A 23,988-nucleotide genomic window follows, 5' to 3' on the forward strand; every position below is an offset into this window, starting at 1 on the left:
AACAGGCCGTAAATTAATCCCGCAAACAACATTCCGTCACAGTTTTATTATTGCTGATACAAACTATTCTCATTATCATCGCATAGTAGATTATTTAACCTTCGTGGGATCAGGCATTATGCAATTCACTCCAGACAGTGCATGGAAAATTACCGGTTTTACCCGTGAAATTAGCCCGGCCTATCGGCAAAAGCTGCTGTCACTGGGCATGCTACCCGGCTCGTCTTTCCAGGTCGTGCGCGTTGCCCCGTTAGGTGATCCCGTTCATATCGAAACCCGCCGCGTGAATTTGGTGCTGCGTAAGAAAGACCTCGCATTAATAGAAGTCGAAGCCTTATCTCAATAACAAGCCAGCGGTTTCAGTGAGTCTACTAAAATGAAAAAATTAACTATTGGCTTAATTGGTAATCCAAATTCCGGCAAGACCACGTTATTTAACCAGTTAACCGGAGCGCGTCAGCGCGTGGGTAACTGGGCAGGTGTGACGGTTGAGCGTAAAGAAGGCCAGTTCACGACGACAGACAACCAGGTGACGCTGGTTGACCTTCCCGGCACCTACTCCTTAACCACCATTTCGTCGCAAACCTCGCTCGATGAGCAAATTGCCTGCCACTATATTCTTGGCGGCGACGCGGATCTCCTGATCAACGTGGTCGATGCTTCCAATCTTGAGCGTAACCTCTATCTGACGCTGCAACTGCTGGAACTGGGTATTCCCTGCATCGTGGCGCTTAACATGCTCGACATTGCGGAGAAACAAAAGCTGCGTATCGACGTCGATGCCCTCTCCGCACGCCTGGGTTGCCCGGTGGTTCCGCTGGTGTCGACGCGTGCTCGCGGCATTGATGCCCTGAAGTTGGCGATTGACCGTCATGCGGGGAATCGCGACGTTGAGCTGGTGCATTACGCGCAACCACTTCTGCACGAAGCCGGTCTGCTGGCAGAGGAAATGGACAAAAGCATGCCCGCAAAACAGCGTCTGTGGCTCGGCCTGCAGATGCTGGAAGGGGATATCTACAGCCGTGCATACGCCGGGCATGCGGCAGATAAACTGGATGTCACAATCGCCCGTCTTAGCGACGAGCTGGATGACCCAGCCCTGCACATCGCCGATGCACGTTACCAGACAATTGCCTCGATTTGCGACGTTGTCAGTAACGCCCTTACGGCGGAACCGAGCCGTTTTACCGCTGCGGTAGACAAGATTGTGCTTAACCGTTTCCTGGGTTTGCCGATCTTCCTGCTGGTGATGTACATAATGTTCCTGCTTGCCATTAACATCGGTGGCGCGCTGCAGCCTATTTTCGATGCGGGCTCCGTCGCGGTCTTCGTACACGGTATTCAGTGGGTGGGTTACACCCTGCACTTCCCGGAATGGCTAACCATTTTCCTGGCCCAGGGGATCGGTGGCGGTATCAACACCGTTCTGCCACTGGTGCCGCAAATCGGCATGATGTATCTGTTCCTCTCCTTCCTGGAGGATTCCGGTTACATGGCGCGCGCGGCGTTTGTCATGGACCGTCTGATGCAGGCTCTTGGTCTGCCGGGCAAATCCTTCGTCCCGCTAATTGTTGGCTTCGGCTGTAACGTGCCGTCGGTGATGGGCGCGCGCACCCTTGATGCGCCGCGTGAACGTCTGATGACCATCATGATGGCGCCGTTTATGTCCTGCGGTGCGCGCCTGGCCATCTTTGCGGTTTTTGCGGCAGCCTTCTTTGGCCAACAGGGCGCGCTGGCGGTCTTTTCGCTGTATGTGCTGGGTATTGTGATGGCGATCCTCACCGGTCTGATGCTGAAGCACACCATCATGCGCGGTGAAGCGTCGCCGTTTGTGATGGAGCTGCCGGTGTATCACGTGCCGCATCTAAAAAGCCTGGCGATCCAGACCTGGCAGCGCCTGAAAGGCTTTGTGCTGCGCGCCGGTAAGGTAATTGTCATCGTCAGCATTTTCCTGAGCGCGTTGAACAGCTTCACCCTCAGCGGACAGGCGGCAGATAACATCAACGATTCTGCTCTTGCCTCCGTCAGCCGCGTCATCACGCCAGTCTTCAAACCGATTGGCGTGCATGAGGATAACTGGCAGGCGACGGTTGGCCTGTTCACGGGTGCGATGGCAAAAGAAGTGGTTGTCGGCACCCTGAACACGCTTTACACCGCTGAGAACATTCAGGAGCAGGAATTTAATCCGGCAGAGTTTCACCTCGGTAACGAACTGTTGGGTGCAGTAGAGGAAACCTGGCAGAGCCTGAAAGACACCTTCAGCCTGAGCGTGCTGGCAAACCCTATTGAAGCCAGCAAAGGCGACGGTGAAATGGCGACGGGGGCTATGGGCGTGATGAGTGAGAAGTTTGGCAGCGAGTCTGCAGCTTACAGCTACCTCATCTTTGTCCTGCTCTATATTCCGTGCATCTCCGTGATGGGGGCGATTTCCCGTGAGTCCAGCCGTGGCTGGATGGGATTCTCCATTCTGTGGGGGTTAAACATTGCTTACTCGCTGGCGACGCTCTTTTACCAGACCGTTAACTTTAGCCAGCACCCACGTTATAGCCTGGTCTGTATTCTGGCAGTTGTCCTCTTTAACGTGTTAGTTATCAGTCTGCTACGCCGGGCACGAAGCCGCGTCGATATCGACCTGCTGGCAAACCGTAAAACCGCCGCCACTTGTTGCAGCAGCCCGGCGGGTGACTGTCACTAAGGAGTAAGCCATGGCATCGTTGATTCAGGTTCGTGATCTGCTGGCATTACAAGGGCGGATGGAGGCGAAACAACTGAGCCTCAGCCTGCATACGCCGCAGCCGATGATCGATGCCATGCTGGAAAGGCTGGAAGCCATGGGGAAAGCCGTGCGGATTCAGGAAGACGCGGACGGCTGTCTCTCCGGCAGTTGTAAAAGCTGCCCGGAAGGTAAAGCCTGCCTCAAGGAGTGGTGGGCCTTGCGTTAATAAAGCCGGGCAGAGATGCCCGGCTTTATCGTATTACTTATAGACTTCCGCCGTTGCGCGCACGTTTTTTGTATCTTTATTCGCACTGGTCACCACGTAGTACGTCCCGCCCAGTTCATCCGCCTTTTTCGACAACTCTCTGCGAGCGTCCATCGGCGCGGTGGTGTCAGACGTAGAAATCTCACCAATTTTGGTCAGATTCATCCCGGCAACTTTATCTTTTTCCAGCTCTTTTGCCGCAAAGACGCCAAATGAAAGTGACCCAATAACCAGAGAAGTGACAATACCTGTAACAAGTTTCATAGCCTGACTCTCCTTAGGATTGTTGTTTTGATTGTCGTAGGCAGAACCACCGCAACGACATCTGGAGTATGGTTGCGGTGTAAGACTTTTTCCAGGCTGGATAGAAATTAATCAGTCTAAACGTTGACTTAACGCAATGAGCGCTGAGCAAAACTCCGCCGGATGAGAGATAAACGGGGCATGCGCCGCTTTGGCAATGATCTGCGATTCACTTTCCGGCCAGAGCGAATCCAGCAATGGAACCACTTTCCGTGGAACCAGTCCGTCGAGGTAGCCATAGATACGCAGATGCGGCATCGTCAGCGCAGACAGCGGTTCACGCAGGTCAACCGTTTTCAGGATCTCAAGACCACCGTTAAGCACCGCCACGTCCGGCATCGGCAGGGAAAGCACGGTCTGCTTCAATGCTCTCGCATCCTGACGTGCGGTTTCGGTCCCCATCGTTTGCAATGCGAGGAACCGTTCAACGGTCCGCTGAAAATCTTCACTCAGCTGTTGCTGGAAGCCCGCCAGCACATCCGGTTTTATACCCGGCCACGACGCTTGCGCACTAAAGCATGGCGACGAGGCCACGGTCACCAGCGCGCTCACGCGTTCTGGTCGGGAGAGCGCAATCTGGCTTGCTACCAGCCCGCCCAGGCTCCAGCCCAGCCAGATAGCGTTTTGTGGCGCGGCGGCAAGAACCTGCTGCGCCATCTCATCAAGCGACATAGGGCCAAAACCACGGCTGCGACCAAAACCCGGTAAATCCACCAGATGCAGCGTGAAATGCGAGGCCAATTCCTCGTTTATGCAATTCCATACTTCCGCATTCAGGCCCCATCCGTGCAGCAGCACAAGATGGCAATTTCCTGTCCCTACAGTCTGCCACCACAGCGTCTTCATCAGTTACTGTTCTCTTTATTTCACATGGAGGTTGCACATGCTAACAGTGCCTGGCTTGTGCTGGCTATGCCAAATGCCACTTACACTCAGTGGGTGGGGGATCTGTTCCGTCTGCACGCGGTCGCTGGAAGGACGTCTCACGGTCTGCCCACAATGTGGTTTACCGGCCACGAGCCGACATATACCCTGCGGACGCTGCCTGAAAAAATCCCCGCCCTGGAGCGCGCTGGTGGCGGTGGATGATTATGTTCCACCGTTGAGCAGGCTCATTCACGCCCTGAAGTTTTCCGGCCAGAGTTCGCTGGCGCAACCTCTCGCCCGCCTGTTATTGCTGGCGGTGTTACAGTCTCGTCGTAGCCGCACCCTGCCGAAAATCGACAGAGTGGTGAATGTCCCCTTATACCGACGCCGACACTGGCGGCGCGGCTACAACCAGAGTGACCTGCTCTGTCGACCACTCGCCCGCTGGCTCGGCTGTGAGTATGATGCCTCTGCGCTCACGCGTGTCCATGCCACCGCCATCCAGCATCAGCTCAACGCCCGGCTTCGCAAAAGAAACCTCAAAAATGCCTTTCGCCTTGAATTAGCGGTCAAAGGCCTCCATATCGCGATTGTGGATGATGTCGTCACCACAGGCAGTACCGTTGCTGAACTTTCCCGACTGCTTTTGCGAAGCGGCGCCGCGTCGGTTCAGGTATGGTGTCTGTGCCGTACCTTGTAGCCCTTCTTCAATGGGCGTATGATTATACCCAGGTAATTTAGTCAACTATTAGGCCAAAGCTATGATCCGTATTTCCGATTCTGCACAAGCGCACTTTGCCAAACTGCTGGCAAATCAGGAAGAAGGGACGCAGATCCGCGTGTTTGTGATCAATCCAGGCACTCCGAATGCAGAATGTGGTGTCTCTTATTGTCCGCCGGATGCGGTAGAAGCAACTGACACAGCCCTTAAATTTGAACAGCTCACCGCCTACGTTGATGAGCTGAGCGCACCGTATCTTGAAGATGCGGAGATCGACTTCGTCACCGACCAGCTGGGTTCTCAGCTGACTCTGAAAGCGCCGAACGCGAAAATGCGTAAAGTGGCAGACGATGCGCCGCTGATGGAGCGCGTAGAGTATCTTCTGCAGTCCCAAATCAACCCACAGCTGGCGGGCCACGGTGGTCGTGTTTCCCTGATGGAAATCACCGACGAAGGCTTCGCCATTCTGCAGTTTGGCGGCGGCTGTAACGGGTGTTCCATGGTCGATGTGACCCTGAAAGAAGGGATTGAAAAGCAGCTGCTGAACGAATTCCCGGAACTGAAAGGCGTGCGTGATCTGACCGAGCACCAGCGCGGCGAGCACTCTTACTACTGATTCAGTGCCCGTCTGTATCGCCCGGTGGCGCTGCGCTTACCGGGCCTCGCTTCTCCCCCTTCATTCCCTCCATATGTTGACCTGCGTCTCATAATTCAAATTTAGCCTCCCAGGGTGATTCTCAATCACATCATGTTACCCGTATCATTCTCGTGGGCACTAAGCACTCTCATAACAGCCGACTAAACTTATTGGTTTCCAAGGTATCAGTACTAGTGCCGTAATCACTCTGTTCCCAGTTGGGACAATCGGAATTTGTCGTTGAAACAATGACGTTACCCATAACAATTCAAAGGCCAGGTAAATCATGCCATTAGTCATCGTTGCTATCGGTGTTGTGTTATTACTGCTCTTGATGATCCGTTTCAAAATGAACGGATTTATCGCTCTGGTTCTGGTGGCACTTGCAGTCGGTCTGATGCAAGGGATGCCGCTGGTGAAAGTCATCAGCTCCATTAAAGCCGGTGTCGGCGGGACGCTCGGCAGCCTGGCGTTGATCATGGGCTTCGGTGCCATGCTCGGCAAAATGCTGGCGGACTGCGGTGGTGCTCAACGTATTGCCACCACGCTCATTGCCAAATTTGGTAAGAAGAACATCCAGTGGGCGGTGGTTTTAACCGGTTTTACCGTCGGTTTCGCGCTGTTCTATGAAGTGGGCTTTGTGCTGATGCTGCCACTGGTGTTCACCATTGCGGCGGCGGCAAACATCCCTCTGCTGTATGTCGGTGTACCAATGGCCGCTGCGCTGTCCGTGACGCACGGCTTCCTGCCACCGCACCCGGGTCCAACCGCTATCGCGACCATCTTCCACGCCGATATGGGTAAAACGCTGCTGTTCGGCACAATTCTCGCTATCCCAACAGTGATCCTGGCAGGCCCGGTGTATGCCCGTTTCCTGAAAGGCATTGATAAGCCAATCCCGGAAGGTCTGTACAGCGCAAAAACCTTCACCGAAGAAGAGATGCCTGGCTTTGGCGTCAGCGTCTGGACCTCTCTGGTGCCGGTTATCCTGATGGCGATGCGTGCCGTGGCAGAGATGATCCTGCCGAAAGGTCACCCATTCCTGTCCGTTGCGGAGTTCCTGGGCGACCCGGTGATGGCAACCCTGATTGCGGTATTGATCGCGATGTTCACCTTTGGTCTGAACCGTGGTCGTTCAATGGATCAGATCAACGACACGCTGACCTCCTCCATCAAAATCATTGCCATGATGCTCCTGATCATCGGCGGTGGCGGTGCGTTCAAGCAGGTACTGGTCGACAGCGGCGTGGATAAATACATCGCGGCCATGATGCATGAAACTAACGTGTCACCGCTCCTGATGGCCTGGTCTATCGCCGCGGTTCTGCGTATTGCACTCGGTTCTGCGACCGTGGCCGCCATCACCGCCGGTGGTATCGTTGCACCGCTGATTGCCACGACGGGTGTTAGCCCTGAGCTGATGGTTATCGCAGTCGGTTCCGGTAGCGTGATTTTCTCTCACGTAAACGATCCGGGCTTCTGGCTGTTCAAGGAGTACTTCAACCTGACTATCGGTGAAACCATCAAGTCCTGGTCTGCGCTGGAAACCATTATTTCAGTGTGCGGTCTGGTCGGGGTTCTGCTGTTGAATATGGTTATCTGATGTAAAAAAAGAACCCGCCAGTTGGCGGGTTCTTTTTTATTTCTTCTTCACTACTGCTCTTCTGCGCTTATCCAAATCCTTAATCAGCTTGTTCACCCCATCATCGGCAAACATCTTCTCAAGACTCACGGACAACTTGCGACGCCAGTTCTTGTACTGATAGCTGGTTCCCGGAATGTTCACCGGCCCGGCCATATCAATCCAGTCTTCCGGTTGCAGACCCAGCAGGGCACTGTTGCTGTCAGCAATATAGCGCTGCAAGCCACGGTTGAGCGTCGGGGTCATCGCCATCAGCGACGCCTTATGCCCGGCACGTTTCGGCAGACAGCCATGCTTATGCAAGGCATCCAGCAAGCCCTGTTTCGCCAGCTCACGATCCTGATACAGACCGCGTAACACCTCCTCATCAGGATACAGCCCCAGCGTTTTACCGAGCGTCAGATCACCGCTTTCCCAATAGCCACGCAGCGTAGGAAGATCATGCGTCGTCGCGACTGCCATTGACTGTTCAGGGTACGCTTTCGGCGCGCGGAAGGTTTTCTCATGGTCGTTTTCAAAATAGAGCACTTTATAGGAATACACACCGCTATCACGCAGTTTACTGACAATCTCCACTGGCACAGTACCCAGATCTTCACCGATCACCATGCACTGATGGCGCTTACTTTCCAGCGCCAGGATCGACAGCAGATCGTCAACCGGATACTGTACATACGCCCCGTGGTCCGCCGTTTCACCGTATGGGATCCACCACAGACGCAGCACGGACATCACATGGTCGATACGCAGCGCCCCGCAGTTCTGCATGTTAGCGCGCAGCAGGTCGATAAACGGCTCGTAAGCACGCGCCGCCATCACGTGCGGATCCATCGGCGGTAAGCCCCAGTTCTGACCGAGCGGGCCAAGGATATCCGGTGGCGCCCCCACAGAGGCTTTCAGGCAGTAAAGTTCACGGTCACACCAGGTTTCCGCCCCGCCTTCAGCCACACCCACGGCCAGGTCACGATACAGGCCGATCGGCATCTTGTAGCCCTGGCTTACCTGCCAGCAGGCAGCAAACTGGCTGTACGCCAGCCACTGCAGCCACAGGTAGAAATCCACCTCGTCAGCATGCTTCTTACAGAACGCTTTCACTTCCGGGGTATCAACAGATTGATACGCTTGCGGCCATACCGGCCAGCCCCAGCGCATTTCATCCTCTTTCACCTGGTATGCGTGCAATGCGTCAAATGCCGCCTGCCAGTAAAGGCTTTCGCCCTCCTGGGTAACAAACTGACGAAAAGCCGCCATCTGCTCATCATCGCGCCGGGCAAAACCTTTCCACGCCAGGCGTAAAGCCGCCATCTTCAGCGAGGTAACCGTAGAGTAATCAACCCATTCTGCGTCACGAGCCTGCTTCAGCATCTGCTGGGTGGTCGGAAGTTTCCACCATGCCTGGGCTTCTTTGTTGATTTTGAAGTCATCTAACGCGTTAACGTCGATATAGATGACGTTCAGCCAGCGACGGGACGACGGGCTATACGGGCTGGCACTTTCCGGGTTGGCCGGATAGAGCGCGTGAATAGGGTTAAGACCAATAAATGCGCCGCCGCGCTCCCCCACCGATGCCAGCATTTTTTTCAGGTCGCCAAAATCGCCAATGCCCCAGTTGCTGTCGGAACGCAACGTGTAGAGCTGCACGCAGGCGCCCCACAGCTTTTTACCTTCAAGCAACGCCTGCGGTTCATAGCAACGTTTTGGCGCCACAATCACCCGACAAGGGTATCGCTGGTCGTCCTGAGTGAGCGTTAAGGTGTGATAGCCCTCCGGCAGTTTTGCCGGAAGGTTTAGCATTTTGCCGCCGGTGGCGTGGCCTTTGTGCTGATGCCCTTCTTCGGTGGTGAGCAGCCAGCTAAACTCGCCCCGCCCCTCCACCGCCAGTGGCATCTTTTTGCCTGAAGTGAATACCTTCACATTCGGCACCGGCGCAACCGACGCTTTCGCGTCGGTTTTGTGCATGGCATCCAGCAAACGTCTTTTGGTGTCTGCGCCAATAGACTGCGGTTTGCCGTGAGCATTAATGTAACTGAGGCTGATCCCCGCCGCCTGCGCGGCGCTGTCCAGACGTTTACTCTCCATCGCGCTTCCTTAGCGTTTTGCCTGCCAGATACGGGCCTGATAATCACGAATTGAGCGGTCAGAGCTGAACATACCGCAGCGGGCGGTATTCAGAATGCACGCCCGGGTCCAGGCTTCCTGGTCGCGATACAGAACATCAACCTGTTTTTGTGCGTCGACATAGGCTGTGAAGTCCGCCATCACCAGATACGGGTCACCGCCATGCTTGTCCATGCTGTGCAGCATCTGGTCAAACGCGTGCTTGTCGCCGTCGCTGTATTTACCGCTTTCCAGTTCCTTCAGCACCGCATCAAGCACTTTGTCTTTCTTACGCCATTTCACCGGGTCATAGCCTTTGGCCTTGATGGCTTTCACCTCTTCCACGGTATGACCGAAGATGAAGATATTCTCTTCACCCACTTTCTCGGCGATTTCGACGTTTGCACCGTCCAGTGTGCCAACCGTCAGCGCGCCGTTAAGCGCCAGCTTCATGTTGCCGGTACCGGATGCTTCTTTACCCGCCGTAGAAATCTGCTCAGAGATGTCCGCCGCCGGGATCAGCATTTCAGCCGCCGAGACGCAGTAATCTGGCAGGAATACGACCTTCAGCTTGTCGCCCACTTTCGGGTCGTTGTTTATAGCTTCAGCAACCTTGTTGATGGCCAGAATAATGTTTTTCGCCAGGTAGTAGCCCGGTGCCGCTTTCGCACCGAACAGGAACACGCGTGGTACGCGGTCAGCCTGCGGGTTCTCGCGGATCTCTTTGTACAGCGCCAGAATGTGTAGCAGATTCAGGTGCTGACGTTTGTACTCGTGCAGGCGTTTGATCTGAATATCGAAAATGGCATTCGGGTTGATCTCAATTCCGGTACGCGCTTTGACAAACGCTGCCAGGCGAACTTTGTTTTCCCGCTTGATCGCACGGTACTGCTCGCGGAATTTCGCGTCGTCGGCGTATTTTTCCAGGTTGATGAGCTGGTCCAGATCGTTGGCCCACTCTTTCTTCAGGGTTTTGTCCAGCAGCCCTGCCAGCAGTGGGTTGCACTGCTTGATCCAGCGACGCGGCGTGATGCCGTTGGTCACGTTGTGGAATTTGGTCGGCCACAGCTGGTGATATTCCGGGAACAGATCTTTTACCACCAGATCCGAGTGCAGCGCTGCCACACCGTTTACGGCAAAGCCGCTCACCACGCACATGTTCGCCATGCGCACCTGTTTGTCATGAACCACTGCCAGCTTCGCCCAGACTTCTTTGTCGCCAGGCCAGGTCTTTTTCACCAGCACTTTAAAGTTGTCGTTAATCTTGTTGATGATCTGCATATGACGCGGCAGCAGGGCTTTCACCAGCTTCTCGTCCCAGCACTCCAGCGCTTCTGGCATCAGGGTGTGGTTGGTGTAAGCGAATGTGCGGCTGGTGATGGCCCAGGCGTCATCCCAGCTCAGCTGATGCTCGTCGATCAGCACGCGCAGCAGTTCAGGGATTGCGATCGTCGGGTGTGTGTCGTTGAGCTGAATCACTTCGAAATCAGGCAGCTGCGCCAGCTTGCGGCCCGCCAGATGATGACGACGCAGGATATCCGCCACGGAACAGGCACACTGGAAGTACTGCTGCATCAGACGCAGTTTTTTACCCGCCAGATGGTTGTCGTTCGGGTAGAGGACTTTTGTCAGTTTTTCGGCGTCGATACCTTGCTGTTCAGCACGCAGGAAATCGCCGTCGTTGAATTTGGTCAGGTTGAACGGATGCGCGTGCTTCGCCTGCCACAGACGCAGAGGCTGCGCCACGCCGTTACGGTAACCCAGCACCGGCAGGTCCCAGGCTTCGCCAGTAATGGTGAATGCCGGTTCCCAGAGACCTTGCTTCGTCACTTTCCCGCCAATCCCGACCTGCACATCCAGCTGCGCGTTGTGGCGGAACCACGGGTAAGTATTGCGGTGCCAGTCGTCCGGCGCTTCCATCTGATGACCATCGGCAAATGACTGACGGAACAGGCCGTACTGGTAGTTGAGACCATAGCCAATTGCTGACTGGCCGACGGTTGCCATGGAGTCAAGGAAGCAGGCAGCCAGACGTCCCAGTCCACCGTTACCCAGCGCGGGGTCAATCTCTTCTTCCAGCAGGTCGGTCAGATTAATGTCATGCTCTTTGAGCACATCACCAACGTCCTGATACCAGCCAAGGTTCAGCAGGTTGTTGCCCGTCAGACGGCCAATCAGGAATTCCATCGAGATGTAGTTCACGTGTCGCTGGTTTTTCACCGGCTTTGCCAAAGGCTGAGCATCCAGCTGTTCCGCGAGCGCACCACTCACCGCCTGCCACCACTGGTGAGGCGTCATTTCGTTTGCCGCATGAAGGCCAAAACGCTGCCACTGACGCGTCAGGGCAGCCTGGAATTGAGCTTTGTTGAAGGTAGGCTGTGACATAGGGGATCGGCATCCTTTAGAAAGAAAACACAAGTTGGCGCTAGTGTGCCTGGCTCATTTCACCTCTTCCTCCTCCTGTGGGGGATTAGACAGGGAGGAGTAGCGGGGATGAGCATGAAAATGTGATCGAGGCCACTCTCAGAGCATAGTTCGAGTGTGCCCTGAAGATAAAAAAGTAACCGGGGAGAATGTCAAAGAAATGAAATGCAGTTTCGGGGGTTAATTAAACCCCTCTGAAATGATTACTTACGTAGAATAATATTTCTGCAATCGGGTAATAACTAAGGAGATTATTAATCACTTATAATTTTACCCGAACTTTATTACATTTGACGTCACTATCCCTTTCTGAAACCAGTTTCAGCGCAGCCGTACCAGAACCATACAAGCCAGCATTGACGCGGTGTTAAAGCCTATTCCAGAAAGTTCCATCATCTGTCTGAATGTTTTGTGACAGAGTGCAAATTCAGAGCCACCAAATCCAGACATAACTTGCAATAGTTCTCTTTCTGGCCGACCTTATATCGTATTAATTACGAAGCGCAAGAAAAATAAAATCTCTCGTTCCCCACAGTGAAGTGAAACCTATGTTGATTCCGTCTAAATTAAGTCGCCCGGTTCGCCTTGACCATACAGTGGTCCGCGAGCGCCTGTTGGCTAAACTTTCCGGCGCGCATAATTTCCGACTGGCGCTGGTTACGAGCCCTGCAGGCTATGGAAAAACAACGCTCATTTCGCAATGGGCCGCAGGTAAGAGCGATCTTGGCTGGTACTCCCTTGATGAGGGCGATAACCAGCAAGAGCGTTTTGCCAGCTATTTGATTGCCGCTATTCAACAGGCCACCAATGGACACTGCGTCGCCAGTGAAGTGATGGTGCAAAAGCGCCAGTACGCCAGCCTGTCCTCCCTTTTCTCTCAGCTATTTATTGAACTGGCCGAATGGCATCGCCCGCTGTATGTGGTGATTGATGATTATCATCTCATCACTAACCCGGTAATTCATGAGTCGATGCGTTTCTTCCTGCGCCATCAACCGGAAAACCTGACTCTGGTGGTACTGTCACGAAACCTGCCGCAGTTGGGTATTGCCAACCTGCGCGTGCGCGATCAACTTCTGGAAGTGGGCAGCCAGCAGCTGGCTTTTACTCATCAGGAAGCGAAACAGTTCTTTGACTGCCGTCTGACCTCCCCCATCGAGGCATCAGAAAGCAGCCGGATGTGTGACGATGTCGCAGGCTGGGCCACCGCATTGCAGTTAATTGCCCTCTCTGCCCGGCAAAACAACAGCCCGGCGCATCAGTCAGCGCGTCGACTGGCTGGGATCAATGCCAGCCATCTTTCTGATTATCTTGTGGATGAGGTGCTGGACAGCGTCGATCCGTCTACCCGTAACTTCCTGCTGAAAAGCTCCCTGCTGCGTTCCATGAACGACGCGCTGATTGTGCGCGTGACGGGCTGCGAAAACGGCCAGCTACAGCTTGAAGAAATTGAACGTCAGGGCCTGTTCCTGACGCGTATGGACGATCCCGGCGAATGGTTCAGCTACCATCCGCTGTTTGGCAGTTTCCTGCGCCAGCGTTGCCAGTGGGAGCTTGCGGTTGAACTGCCGGAAATTCATCGCGCTGCCGCCGAAAGCTGGATGGCACAAGGCTTCCCGAGCGAGGCGATCCATCATGCGCTGGCCGCAGGTGATGCCAACATGCTGCGTGATATTCTCCTCAACCATGCGTGGGGCTTGTTCAACCACAGCGAGCTGACGCTGCTTGAAGAGTCTCTCAAAGCGCTGCCGTGGGAAAGTCTGCTGGAGAACCCGCGTCTGGTGTTGCTGCAGGCCTGGCTGATGCAGAGCCAACATCGCTATAGCGAAGTGAATACCCTGCTGGCACGTGCGGAGCAGGAGATGGAAAGCAACATGGACACGCCCCTGCACGGTGAATTTAACGCCCTGCGGGCCCAGGTGGCGATTAACGACGGCGACCCGGATGAAGCCGAACGCCTGGCGATGGTCGCACTGGATGAACTGCCGCTGGCCAACTTCTACAGCCGGATCGTTGCCACGTCGGTACACGGTGAAGTGCTGCACTGCAAAGGCGAGCTGACGCGCTCCCTTTCGCTGATGCAGCAAACGGAACAAATGGCACGGCGCCATGATGTCTGGCACTACGCGTTGTGGAGCCTGATCCAGCAAAGCGAAATTCTGTTCGCTCAGGGGTTCCTGCAGGCTGCCTGGGAAAATCAGGAAAAAGCCTTCCAGCTGATTCGGGAACAGCATCTGGAACAGTTGCCGATGCACGAGTTCCTGTTGCGTATTCGCGCTCAACTCCTGTGGGCATGGTCACGTCTGGATGAAGCTGAAAGTTGCGCCCGCCAGGGTGTGGACGTGCTTTCTGGCTTCCAGCCGCAGCAACAGTTGCAGTGTCTGGCGCTGCTGGTGCAGTGTTCGCTGGCGCGTGGCGATCTCGATAACGCCCGTAATCATCTTAACCGTCTCGAAAACCTGCTGGGCAACGGTCAGTATCATAGCGACTGGGTATCGAACGCCGATAAGGTCCGGGTGATTTACTGGCAAATGACAGGCGATAAAAAATCCGCCGCCAACTGGCTGCGTCAGACGCCAAAACCGGAATTTGCTAACAACCACTTCCTGCAGAGCCAGTGGCGTAACATTGCCCGCGCGCAGATCCTGCTCGGTGAATTAGAGCCCGCGGAGATTGTGCTGGAAGAGCTGAACGAGAACGCGCGCGGCCTGCGTCTGATGAGCGATCTGAACCGCAACCTGCTGCTGCTGAACCAGCTCTACTGGCAGGCGGGTCGTAAAAATGATGCTCAGCGTGTACTGCTGGAAGCGCTGCAACTCGCGAACCGCACCGGGTTTATCAGCCACTTTGTGATTGAAGGTGAAGTGATGGCGCAGCAGCTGCGTCAGTTGATTCAGCTTAATACGCTGCCGGAACTCGATCAGCATCGTGCTCAACGTATTCTGCGCGAAATCAACCAGCACCATCGCCATAAGTTTGCGCATTTCGATGAGAACTTTGTCGAACGTCTGTTGAACCACCCGGAAGTACCGGAGCTTATCCGCACCAGCCCGCTCACTCAACGTGAATGGCAGGTACTGGGGCTGATCTACTCCGGCTACAGCAATGAACAAATTGCGGGTGAACTGGCGGTGGCGGCGACCACCATCAAAACGCATATCCGCAACCTGTATCAAAAGCTGGGCGTGGCGCACCGTCAGGATGCGGTCCAGCATGCGCAGCGATTGTTGAAGATGATGGGGTACGGAGTGTAATTCATTGCCCGGCAGCGCTACGCTTGCACGGGCCTACGGAGTTTTGTAGGTCGGGTAAGCGCAGCGCCACCCGACACAATTCCTAGCACAATTCCAGCTGCAAATTATTATCTTTAATCACCTGCATCACGCCCGCCGGCGGCATCACGTCGGTATAGACCGCATCCACCATGCTGATGCTTCCCATGTTTACCATCGCATTACGGCCAAACTTCGAATGGTCTACCACCAGCATCACATGACGTGAGTTTTCAATAATCGCGCGCTTGGTACGCACCTCGTGATAATCAAACTCCAGCAGCGAGCCGTCGCTGTCGATGCCGCTGATCCCGAGAATGCCAAAATCGAGGCGGAACTGAGAGATAAAGTCGAGGGTCGCTTCGCCGATAATCCCGCCGTCGCGGCTTCGCAGTTCGCCGCCCGCGAGAATAATGCGGAAATCGTCTTTCTGCATCAGGGTGTTGGCGACGTTCAGGTTGTTGGTGACCACGCGCAGGTTCTCGTGATCCAGCAGCGCATGGGCGACCGCTTCCGGCGTGGTGCCGATATCAATAAACAGCGTCGCCCCGTTAGGGATCTGGCTGGCGACCTTACGGGCAATGCGTTCTTTCTCTGCCGTCTGCGTGGCTTTACGATCGTGCCAGGAGGTGTTGACCGAGCTGGACGGCAGCGCCGCCCCGCCGTGGTGGCGCAGAATACGGTTCTGATCGGCCAGATCGTTCAGGTCACGACGGATGGTTTGCGGGCTGACGGCAAACTGCTCAACCAGCTCTTCAGTACTGACGTATCCCTGTTTTTTTACCAGTTCGATAATGGCGTCATGACGTTGTGTTTGTTTCATCAATTATCCCTGAGAATTATGTTCGTTTTCGCGCATGGAGCGTATCGGCAAAGGCCATTGCCAACCCGACAACCAGGCCAGTGACGTGTGCCCCATTGGCGATAGACATACCAAACAGATCAAACCATCCGGCAATTAGCCATATTAACGCAAAGGTTATGAGTCCGCGTTGCAAATAGATGCCGCTTTCCGGGTCGCGTTCCCCGCGAAGCCAGACGTAGCCCATCAGGGCGTATACCACGCCAGACAGCCCACCGAACCACGGACCGCTGAATTTATGCTGCACATAGCCGCTCAGCAGGGCGCTAATAATGGTGATAACGATCAGCTTGCCGCTGCCGAGCCGCTTCTCAACGATACCGCCGAGATACCACCACCACAGCAGGTTAAAGAGGATGTGCATCACCGAGAAGTGCATCAGCGCGTGGGTAAAGTAGCGCCAGACATCAAACTCCAGAGAGGGGTCGTACGGCCACGCCAGAGCGATCATCACGCTCTGGTCACCCACCACGTTCATAATGATAAAGACGACAATACAGGCCGCCATCAGCAGTAGCGTAAACGGCCCTGCACGTTCACGCACGGTGGCGAAGAAAGGAAAACGACGATAATGCAACCCACTGCCCGTCTGGCCAGATTGCCAGCTGGCAGCCAGATAGCGCGGGTCGCCGGGGTTCTCAAGAAAACGCGCCAGCTCCTCGTTTACCCGCCCTGCCTGGCTCTCGTCGGCCAGCCAGACATCGGTCTGAGTATGTTGCTGGATGGTCAGAATAACACCCTGCGTCGCCATGTAGTCGACAAACGCCTGGGCGACACGCGGGTTGGTAAAAGAGGTGATCATCAACATGGGTAGCGGTCGCTTATTTCCACACAAAAGGGGACAGTATAGCGGGATCAGCGCTCAAACGCGTACTCAACTTCTGCCGGGAAATGGCGATGCCAGGCATCGAATCCGCCGTCGACGCTGTATACCGCATCATAACCCTGCTGAAGCAGGTACTGCGCCGCACCTTTACTGCTGTTGCCGTGGTAGCACATGACCATCACCGGTGTGTCGAAGTCGTTATCGCGCATAAACGCGCCCAGCGTGTCGTTGGTAAGGTGGAACGCGCCCGGCGTGTGGCCCATCGCAAAACTCTGCGGATCGCGGATGTCCACCAGCACCGCCGTTCCCTGGTGCATTTTCTGATGGGCTTCTTCTACGTTAATACATTCAAACTGATCCATGGTGTTCTCTTTACATTGGTCAACGGCACTATTTTACCCCGTAGTGTACGTCCTGGCGGCGGGTAAACGCCATTATGTTATCCATATCACTCTAAATTGTTTTTTTGATGTTACCAAAAGCGCGTTCCTTTGCTATTATGAGCGATATCGAACATTTCTGAGCTTTAACGAAAGTGCATGAGGGTGTTATGGAAACCAAAGATCTGATTGTGATAGGCGGTGGCATCAACGGTGCCGGTATTGCGGTCGATGCCGCAGGACGCGGATTATCCGTACTGATGCTGGAAGCTAACGATCTCGCCTGCGCGACGTCGTCCGCCAGCTCCAAACTGATTCACGGTGGCCTGCGCTACCTGGAACACTACGAATTCCGCCTGGTCAGCGAAGCGCTGGCTGAACGTGAAGTATTGTTGAAAATGGCACCGCATCTGGCGATTCCGATGCGTTTCCGCCTGCCCCATCGCCCGCATCTGCGTCCGGCCTGGATGATCCGAATCGGTCTGTTTATGTACGATCACCTGGGTAAACGCACCAGTCTGCCGGGTTCGAACGGTTTGCGTTTTGGTTCAGAATCGGTCCTTAAACCTGAAATCGTGCGCGGATTCGAATATTCCGATTGCTGGGTAGACGATGCACGTCTGGTTCTGGCGAACGCACAGATGGTGGTGAAGAAAGGCGGCGAGGTGAAAACCCGCACCCGCGCGACCTCTGCTCGTCGTGAAAACGGTCTGTGGATTGTCGACGCGGAAGACATCGATACCGGCGAGAAATTCAGCTGGAAAGCACGCGGCCTGGTCAACGCCACCGGTCCGTGGGTGAAACAGTTCTTTGACGAAGGCATGCACCTACCTTCACCGTACGGTATTCGCCTGATCAAAGGCAGCCATATTGTGGTGCCGCGCGTACATACTCAGAAGCAGGCTTATATTCTGCAGAACGAAGATAAGCGCATCGTGTTTGTGATCCCGTGGATGGACGAGTTTTCGATTATCGGCACCACCGACGTGGAGTACAAAGGCGATCCGAAAAACGTTGAGATCGACGAGAGCGAGGTCAACTACCTGCTGAAAGTGTATAACGCGCACTTTAAGAAACAGCTGTCTCGTAATGATGTGGTCTGGACTTACTCCGGCGTGCGTCCGCTGTGCGATGACGAATCGGATTCACCGCAGGCCATCACCCGCGACTATACGCTTGATATTCACGACGTAGATGGGCAGGCACCGCTGCTGTCGGTGTTTGGCGGCAAACTCACCACTTATCGTAAGCTGGCCGAGCACGCGCTGGAAAAACTGGTGCCGTATTATAAAGGCATTGGCCCGGCATGGACCAAAGGTGCCGTGCTGCCTGGCGGAGATATCGGGGGTAACCGCGATGATTATGCCGCGAAGCTGCGTCGCCGCTATCCGTTCATCACCGAAGGGATGGCACGCCATTATGCCCGTACTTACGGTAGCAACACGGAGTGGATCCTGGGTGAAGCCAAAGAGATTGCCGATCTGGGCGAACATTTCGGCCATGAACTGTACGAAGCCGAGTTGCGTTATCTGGTTGAACACGAGTGGGTGCGCCGCCTGGATGACGCCATCTGGCGTCGTACTAAAGAAGGGATGTGGCTGGATGCCGAGCAGCAGTCTCGCGTGGCGCAGTGGTTACTGCAAAATGCGGGGAAGCGTGAGCTGTCGCTGGCGTCCTGATGTGAAAAAATGCCCGGTGGCGCTACGCTTACCGGGCCTACGGGATCAAGTAGGCCGGGTAAGGCGTAGCCGCCACCCGGCTTTGTTTTTACAACCTTACCGGATCAATATGCCAGATCGTCTCGGCATACTCTTTGATGGTCCTGTCTGACGAGAAATACCCCATATTGGCGATATTGTGCATCGCGGCACTGGTCCATTTCTCCTGCTGCCGGTACAGTTCGTCTACTTTATCCTGACAATCCACGTAGCTGCGATAATCCGCCAGCACCTGATAGTGATCGCCAAAGTTAATCAGCGAATCCACCAGGTCACGATAGCGGCCAGGCTCGTCAGGGCTAAACACGCCGGTGGCGATTTGCGTCAATACCTGGCGTAGCTCTTCATCCTCTTCGTAATATTTACGCGGCGAGTAACCCTGCTTACGCAGCGCTTCGACCTCTTCCGTTGTGTTACCGAAGATAAAGATGTTATCTGCACCGACATGCTCCAGCATCTCAACATTCGCCCCGTCCAGCGTACCAATGGTCAGCGCGCCGTTAAGGGCAAACTTCATGTTACTGGTACCGGACGCTTCCGTACCTGCCGTGGAAATCTGCTCAGAGAGATCCGCCGCCGGGATGATCAGCTGCGCCAGGCTGACGCTGTAGTTCGGGATGAACACCACCTTCAGCTTATCGCCAATTTCCGGATCCAGGTTGACCACCTTCGCCACATCATTGATGAGGTGGATGATATGCTTGGCCATGTAGTAGGCGGAAGCCGCCTTACCGGCAAAGATCTTCACCCGTGGCACCCACTCGGCCGTGGGATCGGCCTTGATGCGGTTGTAATGGGTGATCACATGCAGCACGTTCATGAGCTGACGTTTGTACTCGTGGATGCGCTTGATCTGCACATCGAACAGCGCTTTCGGGTTGGCGACTACGTTCAGGTGTAGTGCAAGATATACTGACAAACGCTTTTTGTTCAGCAGCTTGGCTTCACGCACGGCTTTGTTGACCGTCGGGAAATCAATGTGCTGTTCCAGCTCGCTCAGCTGGCTCAAATCGGTACGCCAGGTGCGGCCGATATTCTCATCCAGCACCTCAGAGAGCGGCTGATTGGCCAGCGCCAGCCAGCGTCGTGGCGTCACGCCGTTGGTCACATTGCAAAAACGTGTCGGGAAGATCTTCGCGAAGTCAGCAAACAGCGACTGTACCATCAGGTTTGAGTGCAGTTCGGACACTCCGTTAACCTTGTGGCTGATCACCACCGCCAGCCAGGCCATGCGCACACGGCGGCCGTTCGACTCATCAATGATCGACGTACGACTCAGCAGGCCGGTATCGTTCGGGTACTGCTCCTGCAACGTCTTGAGGAAGTAATCGTTAATCTCAAAGATGATCTGCAGATGGCGCGGCAGGATTTTGCCGAGCATATCCACCGGCCAGGTTTCCAGCGCTTCGCTCATCAGCGTGTGGTTGGTGTATGAGAACACCTGACAGGTCACTTCAAACGCATCATCCCAGCTGAACTTATGTTCGTCGATCAGCAGGCGCATCAGTTCTGGAATGGAGAGCACCGGGTGGGTGTCGTTGAGGTGAATCGCGGTTTTCTCCGCCAGGTTGGCGTAGGTTTTGTGCAGCTGGTAGTGACGGCTCAGGATATCCTGAATTGTCGAGGACACCAGGAAATACTCCTGGCGCAGACGCAGCTCACGCCCGGAGTAGGTTGAGTCATCCGGGTAAAGGACACGGGACACGTTCTCGGAGTGGTTTTTATCTTCCACCGCCGCGAAGTAGTCACCCTGGTTGAATTTACCGAGGTTAATTTCACTACTGGCCTGGGCGCTCCACAGGCGCAGCGTGTTGGTGGCGTCAGTGTCGTAGCCCGGGATGATCTGGTCATAGGCCACGGCCAGGATCTCTTCGGTTTCCACCCAGCGGGATTTTTTCCCTTCCTGTTGAATACGTCCACCGAAGCGCACTTTGTAGCGCGTGTTATGGCGTTTGAACTCCCAGGGGTTGCCATATTCCAGCCAGTAGTCCGGCGACTCTTTCTGACGTCCGTCGACGATGTTCTGCTTGAACATGCCGTAGTCATAGCGAATACCGTAACCACGACCCGGCAGCGCCAGCGTCGCCAGCGAATCCAGGAAGCAGGCTGCAAGGCGTCCCAGACCGCCGTTACCGAGACCCGGGTCATTCTCTTCGTCAATCAGTTCTTCTAAATCTAACCCCATCTCTTCCAGGGCGTTTTTGACGTCGTCATAAATACCGAGCGACAACAGCGCATTGGAAAGTGTGCGGCCAATCAAAAATTCCATCGACAGGTAATAAACCTGACGCGTTTCCTGTGAGAGCTGGGCACGGTTGGAGCGCAGCCAGCGTTCAACTAAGCGGTCACGCACGGCAAACAGGGTGGCGTTCAGCCACTCGTGTTTGTTCGCGATGACCGGATCTTTCCCGATGGTAAACATCAGCTTGTAGGCGATAGAGTGCTTTAACGCCTCAACGCTGAGTGTGGGTGAAGAGTAGCTAAAAGGTGCATTCATATCAGTGACTCCGCCTTGTTACATCAAGCGTTGATAAAGATCGCGGTATGACTGCGCCGCAACGTGCCAGCTAAAGTCCATGCTCATCGCCTGGCGCTGAACATAACGCCACAAGGAAGGCCGGGACCATAAAACAAAAGCACGCCGAATCGCCCGTAACAACGACCAGGCATTACTGTCTTCAAACACAAACCCGCTGGCGATACCGTCCGCCAGGTTTTCCAGAGAGCTGTCGGAAACCGTGTCAGCCAGCCCACCCGTGCGACGCACCAGCGGTAACGTGCCGTATTTCAGGCCGTAGAGTTGCGTCAGGCCGCAGGGTTCGAAACGGCTTGGCACCAGGATGACGTCCGCGCCGCCCATAATGCGGTGCGAAAACGCCTCGTGATAGCCAATCTGCACCCCAACCTGACCGGGATGTTCCGCCGCAGCAGCCAGAAAACCCTCCTGCAGCACCGGATCACCCGCGCCAAGCAGCGCCAGTTGCCCTCCCTGCTCCAGTAAACCAGGCAGCGCTTCCAGCACCAGATCCAGCCCTTTCTGGCTGGTCAGACGGCTGACCACGGCGAACAACGGTACTTTGTCGTTCACCTTCAGACCCATGGCAATTTGCAGCTGGCGCTTGTTTTCGGCTTTGTCCTCGACCGAATCACGGCCATAGCGCGACGCCAGCAGGAGATCGGTTTCCGGGCTCCAGATCTTTTCATCCACACCGTTCAGAATACCCGACAGGCGCCCTTCACGATGCCGCTGTCGCAGTAGCCCTTCCAGGCCATAACCAAACTCCGGCTGGGTAATTTCCCGGGCGTAAGTCGGGCTCACGGCGGTAATATGATCGGCATAGTAAAGCCCGGCTTTCAGAAACGAGATCTGCCCGTTAAACTCCAGCCCGTGCATGTTATAGAACGACAGTGGCAGATCGATTTCATGCATGTGATGGGCATAGTACATCCCCTGATATGCCAGGTTATGCACGGTAAAGACTGACCTTGCCGGGTGGCCGCGCGCGGCCAGATACGCCGGGGCAAGCCCGGCGTGCCAGTCGTGCGCGTGCACCACATCCGGACGCCAGAACGGATCCAGCCCCGTCGCCATTTCTGCACCGACCCAGCCGAGCAACGCAAAGCGCAGCACGTTGTCCGGGTAAGCAAACAGGTTGGTGTCGTGATACGGACTCCCGGGCCTGTCGTATAAGTGCGGCGCGTCAATCAGGTAGATCCCAACGCCGTTGTAATGTCCAAACAGCAGGGTGATGCGCCCGGCAAAAGTCTCACGACGCGTCACCACTTTTGCATCAGGAATACCACGCCGGATATCCGGAAATGCGGGCAGCAGGACTCGGGTATCCACCCCTCCGGCGATTTGCGCCGCCGGTAATGCACCAAGAACATCCGCCAGGCCGCCCGTTTTTAACAACGGAAACATCTCAGAACATACGTGTAAAACCTGCATCATCGCTCCTGTTTGATCTGCAGCTTCCGCAACATTTCCCGTGTTACTAACACGATTCCCTCTTCCGAACGGTAGAAGCGACGCGCGTCTTCTTCCGCATTTTCACCAATGACCATCCCCTCTGGAATGACACAGGCGCGGTCGATAACGCAACGACGCAGGCGACACGAACGTCCTACCCAGACATCCGGCAATAAGACTGCCGAATCAATATTACAGAATGAATTTATCCGCACGCGGGGGAACAGCACAGACTGCACCACCACCGACCCTGAAATAATGCATCCGCCAGAAACCAGCGAGTTCAGTGTCATACCGTGGCTACCCGAACGGTCCTGAACGAATTTGGCTGGCGGCAGCGATTCCATATGAGTACGAATCGGCCAGTTCTGATCGTACATATCCAGCTCAGGGGTCACCGAAGCCAGGTCGAGGTTCGCCTTCCAGTACGCCTCCAGCGTTCCCACATCGCGCCAGTAAGGTTCCGCATTTGGGTCGGATTGCACGCAGGACAACGGGAAGGGATGTGCATACGCCATGCCAGCTTGCGTAATTTTCGGGATGATATCTTTGCCAAAGTCATGGCTGGAGTTTTCGTCTTTGTCGTCTTCTTCGAGCAGTTCATAAAGGTAATCTGCATCAAAGACATAGATCCCCATACTGGCGAGTGATTTCGTATCATCTCCCGGCATGGTCGGCGGGTTTGCAGGTTTTTCGACGAAGTCGATAATTTTGTCGTCCGCATCCACGTGCATTACGCCAAACGCCGTCGCTTCAGCAACGGGCACCGGCAGACACGCCACGGTGCAACGCGCCCCTTTTTCGACATGGTCGATGAGCATGTGGGAGTAGTCTTGCTTGTAAATATGATCCCCGGCGAGGATCACGATGTATTCCGCGTTATAACGACGAATGATATCGAGGTTTTGCGTCACCGCATCCGCCGTGCCCCGGTACCAGTTTTCGCCGTGAACGCGCTGCTGGGCCGGGAGGAGATCGACAAACTCATTCATCTCTTCGCTGAAGAAGGACCAGCCGCGCTGGATATGCTGCACCAGCGTGTGTGATTGATACTGCGTAATGACGCCAATGCGGCGGATGCCAGAGTTGAGGCAATTGGAGAGTGCGAAATCAATGATACGGAACTTACCACCAAAGTGAACAGCCGGCTTGGCGCGTTTGATGGTCAAATCTTTCAGACGGGTACCACGCCCACCAGCGAGTATCAGGGCAACCGTTTTTAATGGTAGCTGGCGTGCCAACATTAAGGGATCGTTCTTCTCTAATCTAACCATGACTAACTCCTTTT

18 protein-coding genes are annotated in these 23,988 nt (G+C 55.0%); 8 read left to right on the top strand and 10 right to left on the bottom strand.

Features of this window, described 5'->3' with window-relative positions:
- Positions 1-118 precede the first annotated feature (118 nt).
- From feoA to feoC, 3 genes are read left to right on the top strand one after another with little or no spacing between them, the layout of a single operon-like run.
- Positions 119-346, top strand: coding sequence for a ferrous iron transporter A (gene feoA / locus ACLHV9_RS22850; RefSeq protein ID WP_010436417.1), 228 nt, complete (start codon positions 119-121; stop codon positions 344-346).
- 30 nt (positions 347-376) lie between these two features.
- Complete coding sequence (gene feoB / locus ACLHV9_RS22855; protein ID WP_129324596.1) at positions 377-2,695, top strand: Fe(2+) transporter permease subunit FeoB; 2,319 nt, start codon at positions 377-379, stop codon at positions 2,693-2,695.
- Positions 2,696-2,705: 10 nt separating this feature from the next.
- Complete coding sequence (feoC, locus tag ACLHV9_RS22860) at positions 2,706-2,942, top strand: [Fe-S]-dependent transcriptional repressor FeoC (protein WP_028018031.1); 237 nt, start codon at positions 2,706-2,708, stop codon at positions 2,940-2,942.
- A gap of 33 nt (positions 2,943-2,975) precedes the next feature.
- Here feoC and ACLHV9_RS22865 read toward each other — a convergent pair whose 3' ends face one another.
- The gene (locus ACLHV9_RS22865) at positions 2,976-3,245 is read right to left on the bottom strand and encodes a YdgH/BhsA/McbA-like domain containing protein (protein ID WP_129324595.1); all 270 of its coding nucleotides are present in this window, start codon (positions 3,243-3,245) and stop codon (positions 2,976-2,978) included.
- 111 nt (positions 3,246-3,356) lie between these two features.
- Positions 3,357-4,130, bottom strand: a complete 774-nt coding sequence (gene bioH, locus ACLHV9_RS22870) for a pimeloyl-ACP methyl ester esterase BioH (RefSeq protein WP_129324594.1) — start codon at positions 4,128-4,130, stop codon at positions 3,357-3,359.
- 37 nt (positions 4,131-4,167) lie between these two features.
- Here bioH and gntX point away from each other — a divergent pair, with 37 nt between their 5' ends.
- The 3 genes from gntX to gntT all read left to right on the top strand — a co-directional run bounded on the left by gntX (position 4,168) and on the right by gntT (position 7,112).
- Positions 4,168-4,851 carry a DNA utilization protein GntX gene (gntX, locus tag ACLHV9_RS22875; RefSeq protein ID WP_407221102.1) on the top strand — a complete coding sequence of 228 codons (684 nt, stop codon included), beginning with the start codon at positions 4,168-4,170 and terminating at the stop codon, positions 4,849-4,851.
- 61 nt (positions 4,852-4,912) lie between these two features.
- Positions 4,913-5,488 (top strand): Fe-S biogenesis protein NfuA, encoded by a 576-nt coding sequence (nfuA, locus tag ACLHV9_RS22880; protein WP_028018035.1) that lies wholly within the window; start codon positions 4,913-4,915, stop codon positions 5,486-5,488.
- Positions 5,489-5,795: 307 nt separating this feature from the next.
- A complete protein-coding gene (gene gntT / locus ACLHV9_RS22885) occupies positions 5,796-7,112 on the top strand; it encodes a gluconate transporter (RefSeq protein ID WP_014171973.1) in 1,317 nt (438 codons plus the stop codon).
- A gap of 36 nt (positions 7,113-7,148) precedes the next feature.
- Here gntT and malQ read toward each other — a convergent pair whose 3' ends face one another.
- Together malQ and malP are read right to left on the bottom strand one after the other, a co-directional pair.
- Positions 7,149-9,230 carry a 4-alpha-glucanotransferase gene (malQ, locus tag ACLHV9_RS22890; protein ID WP_407221103.1) on the bottom strand — a complete coding sequence of 694 codons (2,082 nt, stop codon included), beginning with the start codon at positions 9,228-9,230 and terminating at the stop codon, positions 7,149-7,151.
- 9 nt (positions 9,231-9,239) lie between these two features.
- Positions 9,240-11,633, bottom strand: a complete 2,394-nt coding sequence (gene malP / locus ACLHV9_RS22895) for a maltodextrin phosphorylase (RefSeq protein WP_407221104.1) — start codon at positions 11,631-11,633, stop codon at positions 9,240-9,242.
- Positions 11,634-12,220: 587 nt separating this feature from the next.
- On the opposite strand from malP, the gene malT reads away from it, so the two are divergent.
- Entirely contained in the window at positions 12,221-14,926 is a 2,706-nt protein-coding gene (gene malT, locus ACLHV9_RS22900; protein WP_028018038.1) for an HTH-type transcriptional regulator MalT, read from the top strand.
- Between the two features lie 82 nt (positions 14,927-15,008).
- Here malT and ACLHV9_RS22905 read toward each other — a convergent pair whose 3' ends face one another.
- The 3 genes from ACLHV9_RS22905 to glpE are packed head-to-tail and all read right to left on the bottom strand — an operon-like array spanning position 15,009 to position 16,994.
- A complete protein-coding gene (locus ACLHV9_RS22905; protein ID WP_008503060.1) occupies positions 15,009-15,767 on the bottom strand; it encodes a DeoR/GlpR family transcriptional regulator in 759 nt (252 codons plus the stop codon).
- 16 nt (positions 15,768-15,783) lie between these two features.
- Positions 15,784-16,614 (bottom strand): rhomboid family intramembrane serine protease GlpG, encoded by an 831-nt coding sequence (glpG, locus tag ACLHV9_RS22910; protein WP_028018039.1) that lies wholly within the window; start codon positions 16,612-16,614, stop codon positions 15,784-15,786.
- 47 nt (positions 16,615-16,661) lie between these two features.
- A complete protein-coding gene (gene glpE, locus ACLHV9_RS22915; RefSeq protein WP_014885552.1) occupies positions 16,662-16,994 on the bottom strand; it encodes a thiosulfate sulfurtransferase GlpE in 333 nt (110 codons plus the stop codon).
- Between the two features lie 188 nt (positions 16,995-17,182).
- Here glpE and glpD point away from each other — a divergent pair, with 188 nt between their 5' ends.
- Positions 17,183-18,691, top strand: a complete 1,509-nt coding sequence (gene glpD / locus ACLHV9_RS22920) for a glycerol-3-phosphate dehydrogenase (protein WP_407221105.1) — start codon at positions 17,183-17,185, stop codon at positions 18,689-18,691.
- A gap of 88 nt (positions 18,692-18,779) precedes the next feature.
- Here glpD and glgP read toward each other — a convergent pair whose 3' ends face one another.
- From glgP to glgC, 3 genes are read right to left on the bottom strand one after another with little or no spacing between them, the layout of a single operon-like run.
- Complete coding sequence (gene glgP / locus ACLHV9_RS22925) at positions 18,780-21,227, bottom strand: glycogen phosphorylase (protein WP_407221106.1); 2,448 nt, start codon at positions 21,225-21,227, stop codon at positions 18,780-18,782.
- An 18-nt stretch (positions 21,228-21,245) separates the two neighbouring features.
- Positions 21,246-22,679: a glycogen synthase GlgA gene (gene glgA, locus ACLHV9_RS22930; RefSeq protein ID WP_028018042.1), complete on the bottom strand. Its 1,434-nt coding sequence runs from the start codon at positions 22,677-22,679 to the stop codon at positions 21,246-21,248.
- The gene (gene glgC / locus ACLHV9_RS22935) at positions 22,679-23,974 is read right to left on the bottom strand and encodes a glucose-1-phosphate adenylyltransferase (protein ID WP_049005379.1); all 1,296 of its coding nucleotides are present in this window, start codon (positions 23,972-23,974) and stop codon (positions 22,679-22,681) included. Before glgC ends, glgA begins: the two co-directional genes overlap by 1 nt.
- Positions 23,975-23,988: the final 14 nt, after the last annotated feature.

This window comes from Enterobacter sp. CPE_E890, assembly GCF_046521475.1.
Lineage (GTDB): Bacteria > Pseudomonadota > Gammaproteobacteria > Enterobacterales > Enterobacteriaceae > Enterobacter > Enterobacter adelaidei.

Excerpts from the sequence above, each read along its gene's own strand:
- feoA (WP_010436417.1), top strand. The coding sequence starts at position 119 with ATGCAATTCACTCCAGACAGTGCATGGAAAATTACCGGTTTTACCCGT.
- feoB (WP_129324596.1), top strand. The coding sequence starts at position 377 with ATGAAAAAATTAACTATTGGCTTAATTGGTAATCCAAATTCCGGCAAG.
- feoC (WP_028018031.1), top strand. The coding sequence starts at position 2,706 with ATGGCATCGTTGATTCAGGTTCGTGATCTGCTGGCATTACAAGGGCGG.
- ACLHV9_RS22865 (WP_129324595.1), bottom strand. The coding sequence starts at position 3,245 with ATGAAACTTGTTACAGGTATTGTCACTTCTCTGGTTATTGGGTCACTT.
- bioH (WP_129324594.1), bottom strand. The coding sequence starts at position 4,130 with ATGAAGACGCTGTGGTGGCAGACTGTAGGGACAGGAAATTGCCATCTT.
- gntX (WP_407221102.1), top strand. The coding sequence starts at position 4,168 with ATGCTAACAGTGCCTGGCTTGTGCTGGCTATGCCAAATGCCACTTACA.
- nfuA (WP_028018035.1), top strand. The coding sequence starts at position 4,913 with ATGATCCGTATTTCCGATTCTGCACAAGCGCACTTTGCCAAACTGCTG.
- gntT (WP_014171973.1), top strand. The coding sequence starts at position 5,796 with ATGCCATTAGTCATCGTTGCTATCGGTGTTGTGTTATTACTGCTCTTG.
- malQ (WP_407221103.1), bottom strand. The coding sequence starts at position 9,230 with ATGGAGAGTAAACGTCTGGACAGCGCCGCGCAGGCGGCGGGGATCAGC.
- malP (WP_407221104.1), bottom strand. The coding sequence starts at position 11,633 with ATGTCACAGCCTACCTTCAACAAAGCTCAATTCCAGGCTGCCCTGACG.
- malT (WP_028018038.1), top strand. The coding sequence starts at position 12,221 with ATGTTGATTCCGTCTAAATTAAGTCGCCCGGTTCGCCTTGACCATACA.
- ACLHV9_RS22905 (WP_008503060.1), bottom strand. The coding sequence starts at position 15,767 with ATGAAACAAACACAACGTCATGACGCCATTATCGAACTGGTAAAAAAA.
- glpG (WP_028018039.1), bottom strand. The coding sequence starts at position 16,614 with ATGTTGATGATCACCTCTTTTACCAACCCGCGTGTCGCCCAGGCGTTT.
- glpE (WP_014885552.1), bottom strand. The coding sequence starts at position 16,994 with ATGGATCAGTTTGAATGTATTAACGTAGAAGAAGCCCATCAGAAAATG.
- glpD (WP_407221105.1), top strand. The coding sequence starts at position 17,183 with ATGGAAACCAAAGATCTGATTGTGATAGGCGGTGGCATCAACGGTGCC.
- glgP (WP_407221106.1), bottom strand. The coding sequence starts at position 21,227 with ATGAATGCACCTTTTAGCTACTCTTCACCCACACTCAGCGTTGAGGCG.
- glgA (WP_028018042.1), bottom strand. The coding sequence starts at position 22,679 with ATGCAGGTTTTACACGTATGTTCTGAGATGTTTCCGTTGTTAAAAACG.
- glgC (WP_049005379.1), bottom strand. The coding sequence starts at position 23,974 with ATGGTTAGATTAGAGAAGAACGATCCCTTAATGTTGGCACGCCAGCTA.